The organism is Pseudoalteromonas sp. 2CM32C (assembly GCF_023161925.1).
Classification (GTDB): domain Bacteria; phylum Pseudomonadota; class Gammaproteobacteria; order Enterobacterales; family Alteromonadaceae; genus Pseudoalteromonas; species Pseudoalteromonas marina.
This window is the reverse complement of the sequence record NZ_JALNTI010000008.1, coordinates 87769-111094: the sequence shown is the minus strand read 5'-3', so window position 1 is coordinate 111094 and position 23326 is coordinate 87769. Positions and strand designations below refer to the sequence as shown.

Below are 23326 nucleotides of genomic sequence, written 5' to 3'. Positions count from 1 at the left end.
AGTAATAATCAATTAGTACTGACGGTGCGTTTTCTATGCCTTTTTGAACTAACTCTCTGTCAGTTTATTATTTAGCTCTTCTTGCGTTGAAGACCAAGCGGTAATCAATGCCTTAACAAGCGAAGCCAAAGGAATGGCAAAAAATACCCCCCAAAAGCCCCAAAGACCACCAAAAAACAAAACTGCGACAATTATAAATACAGGATTTAAGTCAACCGCTTCTGAAAATAACAATGGCACGAGTACATTGCCATCAAGGGCCTGAATAATCCCGTAAATAATCAAAATAGTCCAAAATTGAGTTTCTAATCCAAATTGAAATAACGCCACAGCAGCGACCGGAATAGTCACCAGCGCAGCACCCACAAACGGAATTAACACAGAAAAACCAACTAACACACCTAATAAGGCTGCGTAGCGTAAATCTAAAAATGTAAACGCGATAAACGAAACGCCACCTACAATTAAAATTTCAAACACTTTCCCGCGAATGTAATTCATAATTTGTTGGTTCATTTCGTTCCATACTTGCAAAATTAAACGGCGCTGTTGCGGAATTAATTTAGCCACACTACCCGTTAACTCTAGCTTATCCTTAAGCATAAAAAACACGAGCAACGGCACAAGCACTAAGTAAATTAACCACGCCACTAAATCTTTTAACGACGTTAATGAAAACGATAAAACCACTTGACCAAATTCAATGACTTTAGCCTCGACAGTAGCAACAATGCCTTGTACTTGGTCGGCATTTATTAAACTTGGGTATTGCTCGGGTAAGGCAACTAAATACGACTTACCTTGCTCTAACATATGAGGGGTTTCTTGCACTAAGTTACTGGTTTGTTTCCACAGAACAGGGCCAATCACTAAAATTAAGGTAAGCATAATGCCTGTAAATATAAGCATTACGATCACGGTTGCAGTAAATCGGCGTAAGCCAAGGCGCTCTAGATGTACAACAGGCCAATCAAGTAAATAGGCAATAACTAATGCCACTAAAACCGGCACAATTAACGAGCCAAAAAAGTACAGTAAGGCAACAGAAACAAGTAGTAAAAATAATAAGGTGACCGAATGAGGGTCGGAGAATTTTCTTTCGTACCATGTTTTTATATATTCAAACACGTAATGGCTCCACTAATAATAAACCGTGTTGCTTATCTAAATTGTAACTGTAAGCATATTTTTTTAAAAACCGCTCAATATCATCCACGCTCTCATCACTAGCAATTGTAAATGTGATGGCTTGCTGTTTAGATAATGCTTCACGTAGCCCTAATTTAAACTGAATAAACTGCTGAGGGCATCTATATATTCGTAAATCTTGGTGTAACATACTCGCTTTACCGATTTATTAAAATGAATAATAAGTCGCATTGCTGTGCATCAGTAGCCAGTAAAATATCAACAAATGTAACTTTTTCTTAAAACAATGCCTGCAATGGTTTATTCTGTAATACATAGTTAGTAGTAAGGACAGGTTAATGTCTCGCACGCATAATAAAGCGCATTTACCAAGTAATCCAACACTCAAAGAGATTAATTGGTATAAAAAGCAAATAAATTGGGGGGAGCTTCCTCCTTTTTATCATTTAGTTGCCTCTTCAGTTAGCGAGTCTGAAGGTGTTTTAGAGCATGGATTTGATAACGCCGTAAAACAACTTATCGACAGACGTAACTGGAATCTAGACATACTCGACGGCTTTGAGGACGATTTAGGTGAGATCCATACCAAACATAAACCTCGCATTGCATTACATCAGGTATTTACAGACAGGGGCTTTGAACTGTGGGCACTGCCTTATGCAAAAGATATTGTTGTTGACCAATACATAAAAGATAACCGCTTTATGGAGTTTAGAGTATGGGATCCGCATTCAATGAAAGTGCTTTTAAGGCTAAATCAACTACATAAATTTATTGGTTTTTACTTTGAGCGCGGTGATAAAGCCGATAAAGCCCTTATTTTACATTCACACAAAGTGGTTCATAAAATTATTACTTTTTTGCAGCGGGAGTTGAACGTAATAAAGATAGATGGAGTCTCAATAAAAGAACTCTACCAGTTGTGCGAAAAAGACAGCCGTGCAAGCAGTGACGAAATAGACATAGCCAAAATTGCCATTGGCGAGCCAATAAACAAGGAATAAGATGCAGCTAAAATCAGCCTTTATCTCTTTATGCAGTGCCGTACTTACATTTAGCCTTCTAGTAAGTGAGCCATTAAAGGCGCAAACTAACTTTAATCTTCCTGACTTAGGAACTTCTGCATTACAAGTACTCCCCCTCGAAAAAGAACAAGCGATTGGGGAAGTAATGATGATGCAAATACGTGGTGGCTCACCGATTATTAACGATCCCGTATTGGATGAATACCTAACTACCATTGGTAGAAAGCTTGTTGCAAACGCAAACGATGTACGTTTCCCATTTTCATTTTTTTGGATCAATAACTCTGACATTAACGCTTTTGCTTTTTACGGCGGACATGTCGGTGTGCACACAGGCCTTATTGCGCAAGCCGATAGCGAAAGTCAGTTTGCATCTGTGCTCGGTCACGAAATCGCTCACGTGACTCAGCGCCATTTAGCACGCAGAATTCAGCAACAACAAGATAACAGCGCAATGACTATAGCGGGGATGATTGCCGGTATTTTAGCAACTATTGTTGCCCCTGACGCTGGTATTGCCATTATTTCAGCTAGCCAAACACAATCTGCGTTTAGCCAATTAACGCACAGTCGCTCTGCTGAACAAGAAGCTGATCGAATAGGCATGCAAACACTTAATAATGCAGGGTTTGATGCGCGTGCATCTAGCGACTTTTTAACTAAACTGGCTGCACAAATTCGTTATAAGTATAAACCACCTGCATTTTTGCTTACTCACCCACTGCCAGAAAGTCGAGTGTCTGATGTACGCCTTCGGGCAGAGCAGTACCCAAAGCGTCGCTTACCTGCAAGCCTCGAATTTAACCTTGCTAAAAGCCGAGTACTTGCACGTTACGACAACAAACCAGAAAATGCTGAAGCCTTATTTAGAAAACTCCTTCGTGAAAACAGCTACAGCAATACAGCACTTAATTACGGTTTAGCGTTAAGTTTACTTGATCAAGAAAAACTGGATGAAGCAGACACTATTTTAAGCAAGCTATTAAAAAGTGACCCTAAAAATTTATTTTATATTGATACGCAAACTGATTTACTCATAGCGCAAAAAAAAGCCGACGAAGCCGTTTCATTTTTAGCTGAACTACATAATTACCGCCCTAACAATCAAGTAATTACGCTCAATTATGCAAATGCAGCATTAGAAGCTAAGCAATACGAACTTGCTGAAAACGTGCTTAAAGGTTTTTTATTAGAAAAACCAGAGCATAGTTTAGGTAAAGAGCTACTGGCTGACGCGTACAAAAAACAAGACAAATTGGCGGCCTATCACGAGGCAAACGCTGACGTGCTATCTCAATACGGTGCTTACATGAAAGCCGCTGATGAAATCCAAAAAGCGCTTAACTTCGTAGAATCAACAGAGTTAATAAAACAGCAGCGATTAAAAGCATTACTTACTCAGTACCGCCGTTTACAAAAAGAGCTTGCAAGGCTTTAAGTCTGCAAGCTGTTGCCCTAAAATAGAGGCAATTCACACTATGGAAACTTTTATGTCTGTTACTATTTATCATAATCCGCGTTGTTCTAAATCGCGTGAAACACTTGCCCTTTTACAAAGTAAATCAATTGAGCCCACCGTTGTTGAGTATTTAAAAACGCCTTTAACATCTGATCAAATTACTACACTTATAGAACAACTTGGTTTTAGCTCTGCTCGTGATTTAATGCGTACAAAAGAAACCGAGTACAAAACACTAAATTTAAAAGACGAAACAAACGAAACCACGCTTATAAACGCCATGGTTCAGCATCCAAAATTAATTGAACGCCCTATTGTTGAACACAATGGTAAAGCCGCAATTGGTCGCCCACCAGAAAACGTTTTAAGCGTTTTATAATGAGTACAACCATCGTGGTACTTTACCACTCGAGCCATGGCTCCGTTGAAGCAATGGCCCATGAAATAGCTGAGTCAATAGAGCAACAAGGCGCAACAGCCCTACTGAGAACGTTTGTAGCTAAAAACCCCCACGACATTGTCATTAGTAAAGATGACCTTATACAGTGTGATGGCTTGGCTTTTGGTACACCTACCCGATTTGGTATGATGGCCTCTCAAGCCAAAGCATTTTGGGAAACCACCAGCGAGCTATGGCTCAAAGGCCAACTAATTGATAAGCCCGCATGTGTGTTTTCATCGTCAAGCAGTATGCATGGTGGTAATGAGGCCACACTGCTTAATTTATCATTGCCCTTACTACACCACGGAATGATGCTACTTGGTGTACCTTACGATGTGCCCGAATTATTAGGCACTCAAACTGGCGGGACCCCCTATGGCGCTTCGCACGTTGCCGGTAGCAACAATAGTGCCCAGTTAAGTAAAGACGAAATTAAAATATGCCAAAGCGTAGGTATACGCCTGACAAAAATTGCGAGTAAACTTCAATGAACACAGCGCAACCCCCTGCTAAAAAGCCAATAACCGTAAAATTTCAACGTATTGCATTAATTGGCTATATTGGCCTGCTCGTTTTAATGCCATTATGGATGTACTTTTTGCCGCCTCAAGAAGGCCCGCTCGATGTTATGTCGCTATTTGTACCTATAATTCCTCTATTACTTCCACTCAGAGGTATTATAAAAGACAATACTTATACCTACGCTTGGGCAAACTTTGTTGTTATGCTTTATTTTATTCATGGCTTAACTATGCTTTGGGTTGCACCTGATGAGCTGATTTGGGTTTTACTTGAGTTGTTATTTGCATCTTTCATGTTTATTGGGTGTACTTATTATGCAAGGCACCGCGGGCAAGAGTTAGGCTTAAAAATTCGCAAACTAAAAGAAGATTTAGCTGACGAAAAAGCCGCTAACGAGCTTCACAAGTAAAATAAAAAAAGCGCGTTTACTATTGAATAAACGCGCTTTTATACATTCTAAATATGTATTAACTATTTAAACCAATTCACTTAGTGCAGCCAACGTCACGATACCCGCTAAACCTAGCTGAGCTAATAAGCTCAACAACGAAAAGCCCCTCAATACAAATAAACCCCAAGGGTGTTTTATATGTGGATACAAAGCGCAGCGCTTTAAGCTCATAGCAAAGAAAAAACAAATCACCGTAACCATAGTTAAACCAAGCGTCAGTTCACTTTTTATGGTCAGCGCTTCATCAAAAAAGAAAAATAACTGTAATGGCAATAATAAAGTCACAATAGCATGTAAAACATGCACTTTTTTAATACGATCAAATTGCCCTTCTGGGGATAGCTCTTTAATTCCAAAATCACGCTCTAGGCATTTAACTAGGTTTTGCGCTTTAATGCTCACAGCCAATCGGTAGCAACTTAGGCCCTCGTTATTACGCGCTCTAAAATCAAAGCCTGCTTTTATTAGCATCACCATTAACGATTCATTTTTAGAGAGCACAGCATAATGCAATGCAGTATTACCGAGGCTATCAAGGGCTTTTTTATCTTGCTTAGGTAGTAAGGTTTGCACAACGTTTACAAAACCACGCTCTGCCGCCCACATAAATGCCGTTTTACCGTTATCATCAGCTAATTTGCCTGTTGCACCTTGCTCAATAAAGCGCATAGCCATTGTTTGCTTGGCCGTTTTTTTACGTAAATGTGTTAGGAGCGCTTGCTCAAGTAAAACCACAGAATCAACATCAGGCGATACTTGTTTCAATAAAGTAAAATAGTCTTTACCCATTGCTACTTTGTCACTTGCAAGCCCACTTAACACTTCTAAGTCAGCAATTGACTCAGGTATAAAGTGACTTAAGCGATCTCTAAAATCAACTTCTTTCCATAGCGATAACGCATCAACAGCACTAAGCTTACTGCCATTATTTAAAGCATGTTCAATGAGTGTAAAATAGCGTTTGCTAAAAAATAAATTAAATAATGAAAGCGGTGTTTCAACTGCATTTTGTGCGGCAACACTTGCGTATTTCTCTAAACGCTGACACAACAATAGCACTAAGCTCTCTGGAGTATATTCGTTATCGTAAAAGTGGGTTTTCATTGCGCCTACGTATGCCTGTGCATCTTCGTCGTATTCACAAATATGTTGAAAATAGCATTCTTCAAAAGGTTCAAGCGGTGTTAACCACGCCAAATAATAAATCGGGGGCAAAACAGTGGTACACACACCATCGTCTTCATTGGTAGAACGACAAGCTGGCCAAGCTTCTAAAGCATCTAAAATAAAGGCACCGTTTTGCTCTACAAGGCCTTTAATGAGTAACGGATATTCCTTTGGCCAAATCAGTACATTTTCCATTAAAACAACACAACTCCAGTGTAGCTTGGGTAAGTGGTCAGGTTATAACAGCTTTCAGCTGACACCACGCTTAATCAAAGAGGCGATATTCTAGCACACCCAGATCGCCACGCTAGAACAAAGTAGATGAATAATGAAAAATATAAAAGCAGCCAAGTAAGTAATTACATGGCTGCTTTTTAGGTTGGAGTTGGGCTTAATTTCTTCCACACAAAAAGATTAATTATTTATTCTTTAACTCGCTAATTACTTGGTCAATGCCTACATCTGAAATGCGCTGAATTATCTCTTTTTGCTTAGCACTTAAAAGCGAAATACCCTCGGCTACAATATCATACACCTTCCATTGGTTATCTTTACCTAGGCGTAACTTAAAGCTTAAATCAATTGTGGGGGCGTTAGGCTCTATAATTCGCGTATTAACCGTGGCATATTCTGAATCGCTTTGTGCATTATTGTGCTCAAAAACCACTTTTTGGCCTGTGTATTTCATTAATGCACCGGCATATGTACCAGTTAAGTAATGCTCAACCGCGTCAATAAAATCAACAGCTTGTTGGCGCTCAATACCTTTAATGTGTTTACCTAATAGTTTAAAAGACACAAACTTAATATCAATATGTGGCATTAAACGTTTTTCAACAATTCCCGACATTTCACTTTTACTGGCATTACCTTTACTGTTCACTTTGCCTATATCAGCAAAAAGGGTGTCTGCTACAGACTCTAAAAGTATATCTGGTGATTGCTGAGCTTGTGCATAAAGCGATGTGCTTAAAAATGCGGTAGCAATTAAAAATAGTTTAATAAATTTCATAATATTTTTTGTTTGTGTGATTAAGTTAAGGCTAATTTACGTCATTAATACGCAATAAAAAAGGCACAAATAAGCAACTTATTAATGCCCAAAAAGCACCAATAGATTAAGTAATTAAATTTCAATAAGTTAATAAAACCTATTAACACACCGTATACATCCCCATTTTCGCTCGCCTTGAATTTATAACCTCCCCACCCTCATCATTTGTTTTTTCGATAAACCAACTATCAGCGAGCAGCTATGAAATCCTTTTTTAAAATACTTATTTTATTAATCGCCTCACTTTTTATTAATACCACAGCATTAGCGCAATCAAACCATGGCTATGCAGTCGACGTACTTAAAGGCACGGGTAATATAAATGGAATAAAATTAGCTTATCAATACCATATGCCAAAAATGCAAAACTTAGTTGGAGATACCCGCTTTTATATCGAAACCAGTGTAAACCTGTGGGAATTTGCGCATAGCCACCACTCACAATCCAACTTGGTATTAGCGGTATCGCCTGTATTGCAGTTTCCAGCGTTTAGTTTTAATAACACCCCGTTTTATGTTGAAGCAGGCATTGGTGTTTCACTTATTGACGAAACACAGTTTGGTGGTAAAAATTTAAGTAGCCATTATCAATTTGAAGATCGTATTGGACTCGTTGCCGACTTAGGCGATACAAACATTGCTTTGCGAATTATTCATTATTCTAATGCGGGGTTTCAAAAGCCCAATCCAGGCCTTGATTTTATGACCTTATCGGTTGCCAAGCGATTTTAATACTCTCTGATTTGTTTGCTGGTAATTACTATTTAAAAACGTAAAATAATCAGCAAACAAAAACTGAGAGTATTAAAATGCAAACATGGCAAGTAATCCTCATTGTGGTGATGGTATTTGGTGTTGTAATAGGAAATATTGCCTTAATAAAACACAGTGCTAATATGGAATTTAAAAAGTCAGACTCGCACTTAAAAAACAAACAAGACACAAAAAAGCCCTGATAAATCAGGGCTTTTAATTTAAAAAATAAGCTTAACCAACAAGCCAGTGTGCCATTAACGAAATAATCGGCAATGTTATTAGCGTTCTGAGAATAAATATTACGAACAGCTCAACAATGTTTACTGGAATTTTGCTTCCTAACAACAACGCGCCCACTTCAGACATGTATATAAGCTGAGTCACACTCATCGCGGCAATGATAAAGCGTGTTACATCACTCTCAATAGTCCCAGCTGCAAGGATTGAAGGGATAAACATATCGGCAAAACCAACCATGATTGTTTGTGCTGCAGCCTCAGCTTCAGGCACTTGCAACAATTCTAAAAATGGAATAAACGGCATACCTAAATATTGAAATAGCGGCGTATATTCTGCAATGATTAATGCAAATGTACCCACTGCCATAACAACAGGTAATACAGCAAATACCATATCAAGTGCGTTGTGTACGCCTTCTTTTAATGTCCCCACTACACCCGGCGATTTATCTGCCTTGGCCAGCGCTATATCTAAAGAATGACCCACTAATGATTTACCTTCAGGCACCAGCTCTGCGTTTGCGTCAGGCTCTGAGCCATCAATAAGTAAATCTTTTTTAAACCTAAGCGGTGGCAAGCGCGGCACAATAATAGCGGCAGTAATACCTGCCAAGCACACCGTTAAATAAAACGGAGCAAATAAATACTCAAGCTTTACTTGGCCAATAACCACTAAACAAAACGTAATTGAAACAGCAGAAAATGTAGTACCAATAACAGCGGCTTCGCGTTGTGTGTAGTATTTATCCTCGTACTGGCGCGCAGTCATTAATATTCCCACACTGCCATCACCTAACCACGATGCCACACAGTTAACGGCACTTCGCCCTGGAACGCCAAATAACGGGCGCATTACTTTAGTTAATAACGTACCTACCAACTCAAGCAACCCAAAGTTAAGTAACAAAGGAAGTAAAAGTCCTGCCAGTATAAATACAGAAAACAACACAGGAAGTAAGTCGTTTAACACGAGTGCCCCTGTATTTTCAGACGTGATAGCATGCGGCCCCACGCCTAAAAAGGTCATTAGTACAAATGCAGTACCAAATAAACGCGTAAGCAACCAAATCCAACTAACATTAAATAAGTGGTTTAACAGTGGTACTTTACAAATCACTTGAGGCTTAAAAACACTTACAATGAGTGAAAACGCACCCGTTATACAAATTATGGCAGTAATAATGGCTTGTGCTGTATCTGCAAAAAATACTTGCATGGCTTTGGCCATCATTGCAATAGGAATGGTCATTGCTTCACCGCTCGACACCGGCGTCATAAACAAAAACACACCAATTAGCGAAGGCACAAGGAACGCAAACCAAGTACGCCAATCGTACTGAGGTGAAGTTGATAATTGAGACATATTTTTAACCTATAAAAACCACAAAAAGAGCTAAGCGCTCTTTTTGTGGTAAAACGTATTATTATTTATATTTTAATGCCGCGCTTAATAAGTGCTGCTTCTAGTGCTTGCTGTAAACCATTCATGGTACCTGGCTCTAGCGTTTCGCCTTTATCGTCCATCCAGGTTAAGCTTGTGCCACCTTGCTTGGTTTTACTCACTAAAATTTGGTATTGGCCTTCATCTATTGGTAATTGCGCAACATCGTCGCCCCAAATCGAATCCCACATACTGCTTTCTGGTGCTTTATAGTCAGCTGTAATTAAACCTGTATCTTGGTTTATTTCAACAATAGTAAACGACAAACGCTCTAAAAAGCCTGAAAAACGATCAAATACCGCATCGTAAGATTGCTCAGTAACCAACGCTGCATTACCTTTATTGTCAAAGCCCATTTCTAAAGAAATAATACCTTGGCGCTTGCGCATATCAACTTCAAGCTGGCGATAGCGGAAATCAAATTCAGTAATAACTTGGTTAAGTGCACGCACTTCTAATTGCTGTTTAAGCAAGTCTGTAAGTGTTGTATCACCTTTAAAATCGATTAACTCAGCACGTAAAGAGGCTGTACGTTCATGCGATTTTTTTTCAATAGAAAATCTAAAACGTTGCAGGTCATCGTTCTTTTCATCGCCCCACAACCAGCTTTCTTCGGTTTTAATAATTGCGTACCAATCGGTTTCAATAATGCCAAGTAGCTTGTCTTCTTTGGTAGTAGCGGTGTTGTTTTCAGCTAAAACAGCTTTAATTGAATCCCAAATAAAGTCATCTAAATCAACAATGCCATCGTTTTTATCAAAATATACGCGTGCTAAATTATCAGCCTCTTCGACCCAGCTGCCTTTTGCTACAGTGAGTACTTGAGCTGGTGGACGATAATTGGTTGCGTCTGGATTATTGTTATATTGACCTACTTCCATTTTATAAACTGGATCTTGAGCCGGCTGAGATAAAGACGCTGGCGCTTTTACTGGCTCGTGCGCGCGGTAATTACGTTCATTATGCGCATCGTTAACAAATACACTACACCCTGATAAACTTACCAATACACTTACTGCAAGTGCTTTTGGGATCCAATACTGCACAGATAATTCTCCTTAGCATACCCTTTAATTGTTTTAACAAATATATGAGTGGGTTATGCCGATTTGGTTCAGTGTAAAATCAATATTAACTTTACATTTTTATTTGGCTGCTTAATTGCAATAAAGTTCAGCACCTCAACTTAGAAAAAACTAACGGCAAATAAGCAAATTTTAACTATGGTACTTTCCTGTGCTAGTAAAAACAAGAAACACCGTACTTTAAACGCGCTTAATTAGCCCGCATTGTAGTTTACACACTGTTTTGTGTTAAACTTCGCCGCCGAGCAAGTCCTCGAGTGTATTTAGTAGTGTTATCCATTGCGTTGTTATAACCCTTGTAACTTAGGTATTTTAACCCATGACTGCATTTTCAAATCATCAAATTGTGTTAACTGCTATCGGCGAAGACAGGCCTGGTATTGTCAGTGAACTGACGCAATTAGTTAGCGACTGTCACTGCAATATTATTGACAGCCGCATTGCCATTTTAGGCTGCGAGTTTACCTTTATAATGTTATTGCAGGGCGATATGTCGGCCATTAGCCGAATCGAACATGTGTTACCAACCAAAGCAATGGAACTTGGCTTGTTAACCATGATGAAACGCACAACCAGCCATACCCCTAGCGAGTTTTGTGCCGGTTACACATTAGAATACACGGGTATAGATACCCCTGGTACGTTAAGTAAAGTGACACGCTTTTTTGCCGATAACCACATCAGCATTTGTTCTTTAAAGTCAGATACGTTTAATGAAGAAACTGACACTAAGATGCGCTGTGAAGTAGAATTTAATATCCCCATAGATGTAGACATAGATAAATTTAAAATTAGTTTTGAGAGCCTTTCTCATACCCTAAACGTAGATTATATTTTTAAACGCATTCGTTAAGGAAATAGCATGAACACAATTAGTCCATTACAAGCTGGTGATACAGCGCCCGCTTTTAGCTTACAAAACCAAAACGACGAAACAATCACATTAAGTGAATTGTTAAAAGAGCAACAAGTACTTGTGTACTTTTACCCTAAAGCGTCTACACCAGGCTGTACCGTTCAAGCAGAAAACCTGCGCGACCAACAAGCCGAGCTTGCTAAGCTTAACACCCGTGTTGTAGGCATTAGCCCAGATCCAATTAAGCGCCTTAAAAACTTTGAAACTAAAAAAGAGCTTAACTTTGATTTACTCGCCGATGAAGATCACGCCATTGCAGAAGCATTTGGTGTATGGGGCTACAAAAAGTTCATGGGTAAAGAATACGACGGTATTCACCGCCTTACATTTTTAGTAGGCCAAGACGGTAAAATAAAACACCTATTTGATAAGTTTAAAACCAAAGATCACCATCAAGTGGTGCTTGATTATTTGGCAGCAGAATAAGCTCGCTAACTACGACCAAAAAAATACATAAAGCGTTGCCCTAGAGCAGCGCTTTTTTTTATGTTATTTACTAAATAACGTGGTTAAATAAAGCATCTTCGAAAAATAAATAAACAATTGCTCGTTTTGAATTTAAAGTTACAGTTTGTTCCATTTTGTTTTCACCAATACGCTTTATTAGGTTACTTATTTATGAGACAAGAATTAAGAACTAAAATCATTGAAGTATGTGATAAAAAAATTGCCAGTAAAGGTGATAATGTAGGTCTGTCTTTCTACGCTTTTTTTGCTAATAAAAACAACAATCCTGAACTTTTAATGGAAGCTGCTACTTGGTGGATTCAAACTCATCAGTTAGATCACTTCGTTAAAGCTCATAAAATAAAACAGATGATGCTGAGTAATTTATAAGCCCTAAAGTGTTCATATTCAATGTGCATAATGCTTTAAGCAACAGTTAAAAGCGCGATTTAAAGTCTCTAAATCAAGGAGTGTGTATGTCTTTTGTAAAAAAGCTATTTCGGTGGTCACGAGGCAGGCAAAAATCGGGCTATGATAAAATGCTGCTTTGTGGTGCATTTTGGCCCATAAAGTTTGATGTGTATTTATTAAAGTTCCCAAAAGGAAGTGAAATACCACCGCACACTGATCTTGTTAAGGATGGTCAGCATTACAGACTAAATATTGTGTTAAAAAAAGCGGATATAGGCGGAGAGTTTATTTGCTCTAGCCTCATATTTGAAACAGAACGGATCAAGTTATTTCGCCCTGATATCAGCAGGCACCAAGTATCAAAGGTAGAAAAAGGTAACCGATATATACTAAGTATTGGCTGGATAAAAAATACTTAGTCAAAAACTCTCCTTAAAGTGCACTTTAATCTAGTACTCACCATCTTTCACGGTATAGTCTATTGATATATTGAGCATAAAAAACTAAATATAAGGATTAAAATTTGAAAAAGGCAGTTAGGTTTAAAGCGTATTTAGTGGCTTTAATTACATGTATTATTGGGTTTCAGTTTTCGCCGGCAAGTAATCAGTTTTATGCAAACCCGTTTTATATTGGCGGTATTATTTTTGCAATCGTACTAATTGTGAATGTTATTAATTACTTCTGCCCAAAGTGTAAGAAAAACCAGGTAATGCAATCAGCTACTAGCTATCGCCTGCCAACAAATAATTGCTATCACTGCGGGGAAGAAATTAACTAACATTGTCCGATGGCGCTTTGCTTATCCGACCTACGTGTTTAAATAAGCTTGTTAGAGTTTGATATAAAGAGTGAGCATTGAAGTTGCTGTGTTGGGTTTCGTTTCACTCAACCCAACCTTTTATCTACAGAATATAACTTAACGCAAATCAGCTTATCGCTTACAGCTAAACACTTAAAGCCGCCTTTGCGCTTTAACTAATTCCTAAATACTTGTGTACTTGTATTGATAGGCGCCAGTTTTTGGCTATACAGGTGTCGATTGCTAATTTGGTTGCAGATACCTTTTGGCTAATTGGCTGTAAGTAAACAAGCTTTGGGTTAACACCTGTTTTAGCAAATAATTCTTCAAGCTCTTCTACGTGCTTTTGCATCGCTACTGGGTGCTTTATCTCGTTTGCACGCTTCATGGCGCTGGTAAGTACTTCATAACCGCCGCGCATGTTTATTTTAGGCGATACCGTGACCCATGTTTGTTCAGGGGCGAGTATTTCAAACGTGCCGCTGGTTTCTATTTGTGTAGTAAAGCCTTGTGCATGTAATAAGTTACATACTGGGTTTAAATCGAACATGCATGGCTCGCCGCCAGTAATTACTACGTGCTTGGCTGTATAGCCACGTGATTTAAACAGCTCAAGTACTTGCTCGGCGCTGGCATCGGCCCAATGATCTGAGTCGGCTTTTTTCTCTACGGTTTCGTCAAGAGACACTTTGTATACGTTGTCTACATCCCATGTTTGTTTTGTGTCGCACCACGAACACCCTACAGGGCAACCTTGCAGGCGTAAAAATATTGAGGGTGTGCCAGTAAAGCTTGCTTCACCTTGAATGGTTTCAAACACTTCATTAATTTTGTACAAAAGAGATCTCACTTACTACCTAGTAGCCAAATTGCTACTATTAAAGACGAAAAAGCGCTGTGCAAAAATTGTTATTTAAGCTGCGGCCGTGTAGTATATCGCGCCCTGATATAAACCTCTATTAAAACTAAGAGCAAAACAGATATGACGCAAAAAGTAGTTGTTATTTATTCCGGCGGTATGGACTCATTTACCGTATTAAATAAAGCCCTGCAACAAGGCCATGATGTATATGCCCTCTCATTTGACTATGGTCAGCGTCATGTAAAAGAGCTTAAAGTTGCTGCGCAAGTATGTGAAAAGCTTAATGTTCCACACAAAATAGTTGATATTTCAGCTATTAATCAGCTTATTGGTGGCTCATCATTAACCGATAACATTGATGTACCAGAAGGCCATTACGAAGAAGAGAGCATGAAGAGCACGATTGTGCCAAATCGTAATATGATTTTGCTCTCGCTTGCAGTTGGTTACGCAGTATCACTTAAAGCAAGCCAAGTTTATTACGGTGCTCATTCTGGGGATCATGCTATTTACCCCGATTGCCGTCCTGAATTTGTGCAAAAAATGGATGATGTATGTCGTATTGCAAACTACGATGCAGTAGAAATTTTTAGCCCATATCTTAATAACACCAAAATTGATATTTTAACTGACGGTATTAAAATGGGTTTAGATTACAGCCAAACATGGACATGTTACAACGGCCGTGAAAAGGCCTGTGGTAAGTGTGGTGCGTGCCAAGAACGTTTAGAAGCATTTGCACTAAACAATATTACAGATCCGTTAGAATACGAATAAGCAACACATAAATAAAAGAGAAAGGCTATGTTACATAGCCTTTCTCTTTTATTGCATAGTAAATTAATTACACGGCATTTCAGACTCTATAGCCAGCGCCTTACGCGAGCTTTATAGATAGTAAATTCATCACCAAATAATTTAGTAAGCGCACGTTCTTCTGGCATTATTTGAAACAACGTTAAATAACCAATAAACCCAATAACACCTAACATTGCCCAAACAGAGCTTAACCACACACCCCACCCAGCTAAAATAAATGCAAATCCTAAATACATGGGATTACGTGAAATTCGGTAAATACCGCTGGTAACTAATTTTGATGCCTGTTCTGGTTTATTGGGGTTTACTGTGGTTTTGGCTAGCTTAAAGCTCACAACACCCGCAACACAGCTTGCACAACCAATAATAACTAAACTTGCCGCCAAGTAGGCAACAAATACAGTAAAGTCAATAACACTGTAATGCGCTATAAGCGCCATAATGCCTGCAAAAAATAGAACAACTATAACGGGAGGTATTTTATTATTTAGCATAATAACTCTCTGATAAAATTAGTTTATAAAATAGTGTGTTAGTAACTATATGGCGATTGATTTGACATTAAACAACCCTGTTACTGTATAAAGTATGAACACCAGACAAAAAGCACTGATTTACATGTATATAGCCACAGTGTTAATTGATTGATTTCAAATCATCGCCCTTTACAAATAAAGTTACAATTGTCAGCTTTATCTAAATTGAAGAAGGCGTATACTTTAAAAATAAAAATATAAAAGGAATATAGTTATGTCTGGTACTACGATGATTGTACTTATCGTGCTTATATCTGTGGGTTCGGGTGTGGTTTACGATATGTATAAAAAGCATTTAGAGTTTAAACATAAAATGCAAAACAACAATAGCGATGCTCATAAACAACTTGCTGAAACAAAAGCAGAAGTAGTTGCACTAAGAGAACGTGTACAAACACTCGAAGCCATTGTGACCGACTCAAGCTTTAACGTTAAGCAAGAAATCAACAAACTGTAAGCGTTGTTAAACGCTTACTTATTCGCTAAGGCCATTAAAGATAGTTTGGGTATAAATGGGCATTTTCTGGTTGCTCTATTCCATGGGCTGCTAAAAACCCACCTATAGCTTGTCCACACCCCTGAGGTGCCCGCCCGCTGTCTATTTCGAAGTTTAATTGATTAGCTTCTTGCTTACCCATTGAGCACAAATCAACTGTATTTGGTGAGCGCATTGCAATGCTTAACTTACCAATACTTTCTACCGCCACACTTTTACTAAAGCGGGCAAAACCTTGATACTTAAACTGCTCATTTACGTAGTCGTTGCTAGTATTAACTAAGGATGTAATAAAACCATGTAAAAAGTGGTTAGTAGACGAACCCGTAGTTAAAAACGCAATTGTTTTGTTATTAAATTCATTAAGCTGAGCGTTGTCGCAATGAAGCTTTACTGTATACAAGTGTTGCTGCTCGTTTATAACTTGATGGCTGGTAAGCTCAACAGTCGAGTCAGCAAAAACAATACGGCTGATTAAATCATTAATGTCATTATTATGCCGAGCTTGTATGACTAGTTCAGGGTTTTGCGCCATGACAGGTAAGTCGTGGTGATTATTAAATGGTGTGCTAATTGCACCATTTTGTTTTAACTGAAACAACTCTCTAACTTCGTGCTCACGCGCTACTTTTAAAGCTAAAAAAGCAGTTTGAATAAGTTCTGAAGTGGGCAAGTTTTCTTCTACTATCCAGCGCCTACCGAATAGCAATTTTTTTGCCTTATCGGCATTTTGATGGCCACTTTTTTTGTAGTTGTCAGGGCTTAGTACTGCAACTTGTAGGTAAATTTCATCACCTTTTTGTGCAGCAAGAACTCTAAAGTGCGCCGAAAACTCTATGCTTTCGAGCACTTCATTTACACTTTTAAGTGTATGCTTGTAACGTAAAAAATGCTGTGGAACGACCCAATTATTATTAGCTAATTGCACAAGCGGCGCATAGGGAATTGGCTGCTCGTAGCTATGTTGCCATTTTTTGTCGTTACTGAGTAACGTATTTAGGTGACTATTTTTATCTGACATAAATAAACCAAATAAACTCGCACTGGGCAAGATATTAACTGTGCTTACATTACGTGTTTTGTTATGTAATTAGATCACAGCCGCCCGACAAAATTGGGCTTTTTTAACTATCGTATAGACTTTGATAGTCGCTTATAACTTTTTGATAATAAAGCTCATCTTTATTGAGCATTTTATTATAATGATTTAACAGTCGTTGAATGTAAGCCGTATGCTGTTTATTATTTAAGTCCCACATGGCATCACCTGTTTTACTTACCGTTTGGTTGCTTTTAAAGCTAACCTCTATGAGTTCGTATATACGGTTTTTATCGCTTATGATGTGCTCACTATGCAAACCCAAATTAAGCGTGTGTAAACCACTGCGCAGTAAATAGGTGTGGTGAATTGGGCATAAAATAAATCGAACATGCTTTACACACTCTGGCGAGTTGTTAGCTATTATTTGCTGCACTAAACGCAGCGCTAGCTCACCACCTATACCCGCTATAACCACTACCTGATTTGCTACATCATCAAGCTTTATACTTCCAACGTCCTGACACAAGACCTGCCATTCAGGCTTTTTATCACCAGGCGTCCTTAGTTTTTTGTTACGTGTAAGCGTTGCCTCAAGGTCGGCCATGACATTGGATAAAATATCAACAAATATGACCTTATCCGCAGCTGAGCGCTTTAACAAAGCCATTCCCAAATAGCCATGATCGCAGCAGCAATCCCAAATAGTGTTTTGCTGGCGAGTGATCAGCGCATCAATCGCAGCCAGTCGTTTACTGAGCTTCATTTAATCAGGCGAATGTGACATTTTATAGACAAGCGCTTTTAAACTTTTATCACTGTCTATTTCAATAAAGCGTGCGGTAGGTGCAAGGCGCTCTACAAATTCAATCGCTCCTTGTGTGTGCTCAGCAATAAGTGCTTTAAATGCATCCTCAGTTAGCTCGGGGCTATTGGCGCATAAAAGCAATTTAGTTGTTTGATTAAGTAACTCAGGGAGCCTACGAAGCACTTTTTGGTAATCTTTAGTTAAAATAAAGCTACCTTTTTGAAAACTTGGTGGGTCAACAATAATCAGATCAAACGGAGCCGCTTTTTTTAATTTACCAAACGACTTTAAAATATCGTGTGGTAAATAACTCACGCCTTTGTCAAAGCCATTTAACTGATGGTTTTGCTTACCTACTTTGAGTACTCCTTTGCTCATATCCATATTCATTACGTGATCAGCGCCGCCCTGCATTGCTGCTAACGAAAAACCGCACGTGTACGAAAATAAATTAAGTACTTTGCCATGCTTACTATTGGCCATTACAAACTCACGGCCGCTTCGCATATCTGGAAAAATCCCCGTGTTTTGGCGGCTTTGCAAATCAACTAAAAAGCGAATTCCGTTTTCGGTTACTGTATGCGGGTTAGGAAGCGCTCCAAACATAACGGTATTTTGGCTTTGTACACCCGCGCGCTGCTGATAAACAAGCGAGGTAATTAACTCTGGGTAATGCGCTTGCGCCCACTGCCAAAGTGTTTCGGTTAGCTGATTAAGCGTGTTGTCGTCTATTTCATCGTAAGAAACTAAAAATAAGCTGGGCGGGTAAAAATCTAAATTTAAGTGGCTTAATGCCTCAATACTATGGCCTCGCCCGTGAAAAACACGACACAGTTCGTTACTTAAAATAGGGGCACTCTCAAGTGCCGTGATAAGAGGCGTAAAATTTATAGTCATTTTTTAATTAATCAACTGTTGTTGTAGTTCGTGTATTTCGTCGCGCACAGAGCCCGCCTTTTCAAATTCTAAATTACTCGCATACGCGTGCATTTTAGTTTCAAGCTGCTTGATTTGCGCTGCAATTTCTTTCGCGCTAAGCACCTTTTTAGACTCTTTACGAATAAGTTGTAGGTTATCTTTAGGGCCAGCTTCTTCACCTACATCCATCACATCAAGAATCTTCTTAGCTAAAGCACGTGGCTCTATGCCGTTATCTATATTGTATTGATGTTGAATTTCGCGCCTGCGGCTTGTTTCATCTATCGCTTTTGCCATAGATTTAGTCACTTTATCGCCATATAAAATAGCACGGCCATCTAGGTGACGCGCGGCACGACCAATAGTTTGAATAAGCGAGCGCGTTGAACGTAAAAAGCCTTCTTTGTCGGCATCCAGTATCGCAACCAGCGCCACTTCAGGCATATCTAAACCTTCTCTTAGTAAGTTAATGCCTACTAGCACGTCAAACACCCCTGCGCGTAAATCACGAATTATCTCCACGCGCTCTACGGTATCTATGTCTGAATGCAAATAACGTACTTTTACGCCGTGTTCACTTAAGTAGTCAGTTAAATCTTCAGACATACGTTTAGTAAGCGTAGTCACTAATACCCGCTCACCTTTTTCAACACATTGGTATATTTCTGACAATAAATCATCAACTTGGTCGCCAACAGGCCTTACTTCTATAAGCGGGTCTAAAAGCCCTGTTGGACGAATGATTTGCTCTGCAACTTCCCCGCCACTGCGCTCCATTTCAAAGTCGCCAGGCGTTGCCGATACATAAATGGTTTGCGGAGCAATGGCTTCAAACTCTTCAAACCTAAGTGGGCGATTATCCATGGCTGAGGGCATTCTAAAACCATATTCTACAAGGTTTTCTTTACGGCTTCTGTCGCCTTTGTACATGGCACCAATTTGCGATACCGTTACATGAGATTCATCAATAATCATTAATGCGTCATCAGGCAGGTAATCAAGCAATGTTGGTGGCGGATCGCCAGGAGTTCGCCCCGATAAATATCGACTGTAGTTTTCTATTCCCGAGCAATAACCCAATTCGGTCATCATTTCTATATCGTACTGAGTGCGCTGCGCAATACGCTGCTCTTCTACCAATTTATTGGCACTGAGTAATTGAGCTCTTCTATCTTTTAGTTCTATTTTAATATTTTCGATTGCGCCTAGAATTTTTTCTCGCGGAGTTACATAGTGCGTTTTAGGATAAATAGTGGCACGCACAATATGTTTTTCAACAGCACCTGTCAGCGGATCAAAAATACTCAAGCGCTCTATTTCGTCGTCAAACATTTCTACCCGCACTGCATATGTTTCTGACTCTGCCGGGAATATGTCGACCACTTCGCCGCGAACTCGGTAAGTACCTCGGCTAAACTCTATGTCGTTACGGGTATATTGTATTTCGGCTAAGCGGCGAAGCATGTCACGCTGGTCAACTTTTTCGCCTACTTTTAAAAGCAACATCATTTTCATGTATGACTGGGGGTCACCCAAACCATAAATAGCCGAAACCGATGCAACAATAATGGTATCGCGGCGTTCAAGAAGTGCTTTAGTAGCACTTAAACGCATTTGTTCTATGTGCTCATTTATTGAAGCATCTTTTTCGATAAACGTATCGCTCGATACAACATAGGCCTCTGGCTGGTAATAGTCATAATAAGAAACAAAATATTCAACGGCATTTTTAGGAAAAAACTCTTTCATTTCACCATAAAGCTGCGCAGCCAACGTTTTATTGTGGGCCATAATAATTGTTGGGCGATTTAAGTCGCTAATAATATTAGCCATGGTGAAGGTTTTACCCGTACCTGTAGCCCCTAACAATGTTTGATGAGCAAGCCCGGCCTCTAAACCTTCGCACAACTGCTTTATTGCGGTGGGTTGATCCCCTGCTGGTTTAAACTGTGATTTTAACTGAAAATGATCACTCAACTATTGCACTCCTGTAACGACTGACTGCTCAAAGACTCAAGCTCTTTTATAAACCATTTATACGCTACCAATGCGGTAAATAAATTACCGACAGCAGCGCCTATAAATAATCCCGTTAACCCTGCAAAATGACTACCTAAATAAGCAAACGGAACATAGAAAACAAACAACCGAATAATACTTAAAAACAGCGCGTTCATTGGTTTATGCAAAGCATTAAACGATGAGTTCGATAATATGATCACACCTTGCAGGCCATAACTAAGTGGAATGATATAAATAAAAAGTTTAATTACATCTATTACCGCTTGCTCTTTACCAAATAACTGACTTATAACGCCAGAAAAAATAATCAGTAAAATATAAATTATGAACTGCCAAACCATGACAAACTTCAAGGTACCTATGTATGCATCTTTCACTCTACATAACTTTCCAGCCCCAAAATTTTGACTAACAAATGGAGGGAGTGTCATTGATAAGGCAAGCACTAAAATACTTGCAATAGACTCTATTCTGCTACCAACACCAAACGCGGCAACAGCCTCAGGGCCATGATTAGCAACAAGTGCGGTCATGACAGCCATTGCAACAGGCGTGAGCATATTAGCACCTGCAGCAGGTACACCTATTTTTAAGATTTTTCGGATCGCCCCCATAACCGTTTGTGAGCCCGCTTTTAAGCTAAGTAGTCGCTTTTTTACGATTAATATATATAAAATAATCACAACGGCTACAGCCCAAGCTATTACACTTGCAATCGCAGCCCCTTGAATACCCATAGCAGGTATAGGGCCAAAACCAAATATCAGCATTGGGTCAAGTATTGCATTTATTAGCCCAGCCCCCCCCATTACAATACTTGGCGTTTTAGTATCACCACTGGCACGTAATACGGAGTTACCAATCATTGGTGTGATTAAAAATACACTGCCAATAAACCAAATATTCATGTAGTCATGAATTAACGGAAGCACCTGCTGCCCTGCCCCCAATAATGTAAATACAGGGTCAATAAGTAGATAACCAATAAGCGATAACGCAAGCACCAGTAAAACAGCCACTAATATAGAGATGCTGGCGTCAAAACGGGCTTCATCTATTTTGTTACTGCCTAATGCTTTTGCAATGACAGCTGAAGTACCTATTCCTAATCCAATAGCCAAACTAATTACAGTAAATGTAACAGGGAATGTAAAACTCACTGCCGCAAGGGGCTCAGTACCTAACAAGCTAATAAAAAAGGTATCAACAATATTAAACATCATTAACATGATCATGCCAAAAATCATTGGAACAGTCATGGTTTTCAACGTGGGTAAGATGGGATCGTTTAGTAAATCTGGGCGAGTCTTGGTATTTTGTGTTGCGCGCATGAAATAAATAGCCTCTTTTACTGAGTTGATCATTTTAAAGCATCAGGGCAATTCAAGCCACGGATTTATCAATAGATTTAATGCAAGAAAACCGCTTAAAATGCGCCCTCGAAGTAAACGTTGCTTTTTAAACGGTTTTGTTAAAACAGCGGGTTAACGCGCCAAAAAACAATTAAGACACATAATTGTTACTTTTATTACAAAACACACGCTTTACCTGATGCTTTTTTGCACAAATCTCCTTTTTGATTTATCGTAACGAAAAATTCCACTCATCGTATCACACACAATAAAACAAAAACCTTAAACCATTGTTTTTAAATGAAATAAAAATAATGATTTAAAAGCTTGAAATCGTTGTAGCACTCTAAATTACTGGTGCTGCTGATGTTCTTAAAGTTTCATAAACAGAGTTATCCACAGAAACCGTGGATAACTCATTGGACCCCGCATTTATAAAGGGTTTAAGAGAGATACATTTTTACTACTAACTTAAAAAGTGATGAGATTTGCTTTTTTAGTGTTTTATAACCTTTGCAAACCTATTTCATCAGGTTAGTAAATTTTATTTGCAATGTGATTATTAAGCTAACCTGTTTTCAGCATTTATAATTGCAAGTTATTGATTGTATTATTTATGAGCACCTTTGCTTTTACTTGCATATATGGTCAGGTGCTAAAATTACAAATGTTTAAAAAGCATACGCTTTAGATTTTATTACTTAGGATTAAAAATACCCTAACGTCAGGTTTTTGAGTATAAGTAGCTAAAACGAAGAGTCAGTACTTTTAAATTTTGTGTTTTACACAGACCAAATCATTTCAAAGTCGTATTTTATTTACTCAATTGGCTATAGCAAACGATCACTTAGCGCTAGTTTACCACTGATGGTTTTATTGAAAGGCCAATAAATGGTTTCAAATAAAGCTATAAAACACGCAGATTGCACATAAAAACAACGAATAAACCTCTTTTTTTAATTTATGACTTTTATATGTTGACACTTTGCAGCGCGGTCATTAATATTTCGCCCCGTTGAAAGGCAAGACGCTTCCCCCTTAGCTCAGTTGGTTAGAGCGACGGACTGTTAATCCGCAGGTCCCCCGTTCGAGTCGGGGAGGGGGAGCC

The 23326-nt window shown here is 38.9% G+C and carries 26 protein-coding genes and 1 tRNA gene; 14 read left to right on the top strand and 13 right to left on the bottom strand.

All coding sequences use genetic code 11. From position 1 onward, the window contains the following. Window positions 1-48: 48 nt before the first annotated feature. Together MTF67_RS14785 and MTF67_RS14780 are read right to left on the bottom strand one after the other, a co-directional pair. Complete coding sequence (locus MTF67_RS14785; protein ID WP_248519942.1) at window positions 49-1128, bottom strand: AI-2E family transporter; 1080 nt, start codon at window positions 1126-1128, stop codon at window positions 49-51. Further along, window positions 1121-1339 carry a hypothetical protein gene (locus MTF67_RS14780; protein ID WP_248519941.1) on the bottom strand — a complete coding sequence of 73 codons (219 nt, stop codon included), beginning with the start codon at window positions 1337-1339 and terminating at the stop codon, window positions 1121-1123. Before MTF67_RS14780 ends, MTF67_RS14785 begins: the two co-directional genes overlap by 8 nt. Before the next feature lie 148 nt (window positions 1340-1487). Between MTF67_RS14780 and MTF67_RS14775 the strand changes: the two genes are divergently transcribed. Genes MTF67_RS14775 through MTF67_RS14755 form a run of 5 tightly spaced genes read left to right on the top strand, consistent with a single transcriptional unit; the run spans window position 1488 to window position 5006 of the window. Then, a complete protein-coding gene (locus MTF67_RS14775) occupies window positions 1488-2153 on the top strand; it encodes a hypothetical protein (protein ID WP_006792336.1) in 666 nt (221 codons plus the stop codon). Window position 2154: 1 nt separating this feature from the next. Then, window positions 2155-3612, top strand: coding sequence for a M48 family metalloprotease (locus MTF67_RS14770; RefSeq protein ID WP_006792335.1), 1458 nt, complete (start codon window positions 2155-2157; stop codon window positions 3610-3612). 52 nt (window positions 3613-3664) lie between these two features. Then, the gene (gene arsC, locus MTF67_RS14765) at window positions 3665-4012 is read left to right on the top strand and encodes an arsenate reductase (glutaredoxin) (protein WP_033019120.1); all 348 of its coding nucleotides are present in this window, start codon (window positions 3665-3667) and stop codon (window positions 4010-4012) included. After that, window positions 4012-4566, top strand: a complete 555-nt coding sequence (gene wrbA / locus MTF67_RS14760) for an NAD(P)H:quinone oxidoreductase (RefSeq protein WP_248519940.1) — start codon at window positions 4012-4014, stop codon at window positions 4564-4566. The genes arsC and wrbA overlap by 1 nt, the downstream gene beginning before the upstream one ends. Further along, the gene (locus MTF67_RS14755; RefSeq protein ID WP_248519939.1) at window positions 4563-5006 is read left to right on the top strand and encodes a DUF2069 domain-containing protein; all 444 of its coding nucleotides are present in this window, start codon (window positions 4563-4565) and stop codon (window positions 5004-5006) included. The genes wrbA and MTF67_RS14755 overlap by 4 nt, the downstream gene beginning before the upstream one ends. 66 nt (window positions 5007-5072) lie before the next feature. Here MTF67_RS14755 and MTF67_RS14750 read toward each other — a convergent pair whose 3' ends face one another. Beyond that, window positions 5073-6410 carry an ankyrin repeat domain-containing protein gene (locus tag MTF67_RS14750; RefSeq protein ID WP_248519938.1) on the bottom strand — a complete coding sequence of 446 codons (1338 nt, stop codon included), beginning with the start codon at window positions 6408-6410 and terminating at the stop codon, window positions 5073-5075. Between the two features lie 223 nt (window positions 6411-6633). After that, window positions 6634-7227: an ABC transporter substrate-binding protein gene (locus tag MTF67_RS14745; protein ID WP_248519937.1), complete on the bottom strand. Its 594-nt coding sequence runs from the start codon at window positions 7225-7227 to the stop codon at window positions 6634-6636. 243 nt (window positions 7228-7470) lie between these two features. Between MTF67_RS14745 and MTF67_RS14740 the strand changes: the two genes are divergently transcribed. Continuing rightward, window positions 7471-8001, top strand: coding sequence for an acyloxyacyl hydrolase (locus MTF67_RS14740; RefSeq protein ID WP_248519936.1), 531 nt, complete (start codon window positions 7471-7473; stop codon window positions 7999-8001). A gap of 77 nt (window positions 8002-8078) precedes the next feature. Further along, a complete protein-coding gene (locus tag MTF67_RS14735) occupies window positions 8079-8225 on the top strand; it encodes a DUF2897 family protein (protein WP_006792328.1) in 147 nt (48 codons plus the stop codon). A 31-nt stretch (window positions 8226-8256) separates the two neighbouring features. On the opposite strand, the gene MTF67_RS14730 is transcribed toward MTF67_RS14735, so the two are convergent. Together MTF67_RS14730 and bamC are read right to left on the bottom strand one after the other, a co-directional pair. Further along, window positions 8257-9627, bottom strand: coding sequence for a YjiH family protein (locus tag MTF67_RS14730; protein ID WP_010557547.1), 1371 nt, complete (start codon window positions 9625-9627; stop codon window positions 8257-8259). A gap of 65 nt (window positions 9628-9692) precedes the next feature. Continuing rightward, window positions 9693-10751: an outer membrane protein assembly factor BamC gene (bamC, locus tag MTF67_RS14725; protein WP_006792326.1), complete on the bottom strand. Its 1059-nt coding sequence runs from the start codon at window positions 10749-10751 to the stop codon at window positions 9693-9695. A 358-nt stretch (window positions 10752-11109) separates the two neighbouring features. Here bamC and MTF67_RS14720 point away from each other — a divergent pair, with 358 nt between their 5' ends. From MTF67_RS14720 to MTF67_RS14705, 4 genes are all read left to right on the top strand, one after another. Then, window positions 11110-11643, top strand: a complete 534-nt coding sequence (locus tag MTF67_RS14720) for an ACT domain-containing protein (protein ID WP_008129801.1) — start codon at window positions 11110-11112, stop codon at window positions 11641-11643. A 9-nt stretch (window positions 11644-11652) separates the two neighbouring features. Continuing rightward, a complete protein-coding gene (gene bcp / locus MTF67_RS14715) occupies window positions 11653-12132 on the top strand; it encodes a thioredoxin-dependent thiol peroxidase (RefSeq protein ID WP_039036704.1) in 480 nt (159 codons plus the stop codon). Between the two features lie 192 nt (window positions 12133-12324). After that, window positions 12325-12543: a DUF6500 family protein gene (locus MTF67_RS14710; protein ID WP_058428667.1), complete on the top strand. Its 219-nt coding sequence runs from the start codon at window positions 12325-12327 to the stop codon at window positions 12541-12543. 86 nt (window positions 12544-12629) lie between these two features. Next, window positions 12630-12983, top strand: a complete 354-nt coding sequence (locus MTF67_RS14705) for a 2OG-Fe(II) oxygenase (protein WP_010557543.1) — start codon at window positions 12630-12632, stop codon at window positions 12981-12983. Window positions 12984-13538: 555 nt separating this feature from the next. On the opposite strand, the gene queE is transcribed toward MTF67_RS14705, so the two are convergent. Further along, window positions 13539-14204 (bottom strand): 7-carboxy-7-deazaguanine synthase QueE, encoded by a 666-nt coding sequence (queE, locus tag MTF67_RS14700; RefSeq protein WP_039036702.1) that lies wholly within the window; start codon window positions 14202-14204, stop codon window positions 13539-13541. A gap of 144 nt (window positions 14205-14348) precedes the next feature. Between queE and queC the strand changes: the two genes are divergently transcribed. Next, window positions 14349-15005 (top strand): 7-cyano-7-deazaguanine synthase QueC, encoded by a 657-nt coding sequence (queC, locus tag MTF67_RS14695; protein WP_006792320.1) that lies wholly within the window; start codon window positions 14349-14351, stop codon window positions 15003-15005. Between the two features lie 86 nt (window positions 15006-15091). Here queC and MTF67_RS14690 read toward each other — a convergent pair whose 3' ends face one another. Continuing rightward, complete coding sequence (locus tag MTF67_RS14690) at window positions 15092-15541, bottom strand: isoprenylcysteine carboxylmethyltransferase family protein (protein WP_006792319.1); 450 nt, start codon at window positions 15539-15541, stop codon at window positions 15092-15094. Between the two features lie 256 nt (window positions 15542-15797). Here MTF67_RS14690 and MTF67_RS14685 point away from each other — a divergent pair, with 256 nt between their 5' ends. Then, the gene (locus MTF67_RS14685; RefSeq protein WP_006792318.1) at window positions 15798-16040 is read left to right on the top strand and encodes a hypothetical protein; all 243 of its coding nucleotides are present in this window, start codon (window positions 15798-15800) and stop codon (window positions 16038-16040) included. A gap of 34 nt (window positions 16041-16074) precedes the next feature. Here MTF67_RS14685 and MTF67_RS14680 read toward each other — a convergent pair whose 3' ends face one another. The 5 genes from MTF67_RS14680 to MTF67_RS14660 form a co-directional block, all read right to left on the bottom strand. Further along, window positions 16075-17100: a hypothetical protein gene (locus MTF67_RS14680; protein WP_248519935.1), complete on the bottom strand. Its 1026-nt coding sequence runs from the start codon at window positions 17098-17100 to the stop codon at window positions 16075-16077. 103 nt (window positions 17101-17203) lie between these two features. Next, entirely contained in the window at window positions 17204-17884 is a 681-nt protein-coding gene (locus tag MTF67_RS14675) for a tRNA (adenine(22)-N(1))-methyltransferase TrmK (protein WP_008129813.1), read from the bottom strand. Further along, window positions 17885-18823 carry a class I SAM-dependent methyltransferase gene (locus MTF67_RS14670; RefSeq protein WP_243533220.1) on the bottom strand — a complete coding sequence of 313 codons (939 nt, stop codon included), beginning with the start codon at window positions 18821-18823 and terminating at the stop codon, window positions 17885-17887. A gap of 3 nt (window positions 18824-18826) precedes the next feature. Further along, window positions 18827-20821, bottom strand: a complete 1995-nt coding sequence (gene uvrB, locus MTF67_RS14665; RefSeq protein ID WP_008129815.1) for an excinuclease ABC subunit UvrB — start codon at window positions 20819-20821, stop codon at window positions 18827-18829. Beyond that, a complete protein-coding gene (locus tag MTF67_RS14660) occupies window positions 20818-22197 on the bottom strand; it encodes an MATE family efflux transporter (RefSeq protein WP_248519957.1) in 1380 nt (459 codons plus the stop codon). The genes uvrB and MTF67_RS14660 overlap by 4 nt, the downstream gene beginning before the upstream one ends. 1053 nt (window positions 22198-23250) lie before the next feature. Here MTF67_RS14660 and MTF67_RS14655 point away from each other — a divergent pair. Further along, window positions 23251-23324, top strand: a tRNA-Asn gene (locus tag MTF67_RS14655). Window positions 23325-23326 lie beyond the last annotated feature (2 nt).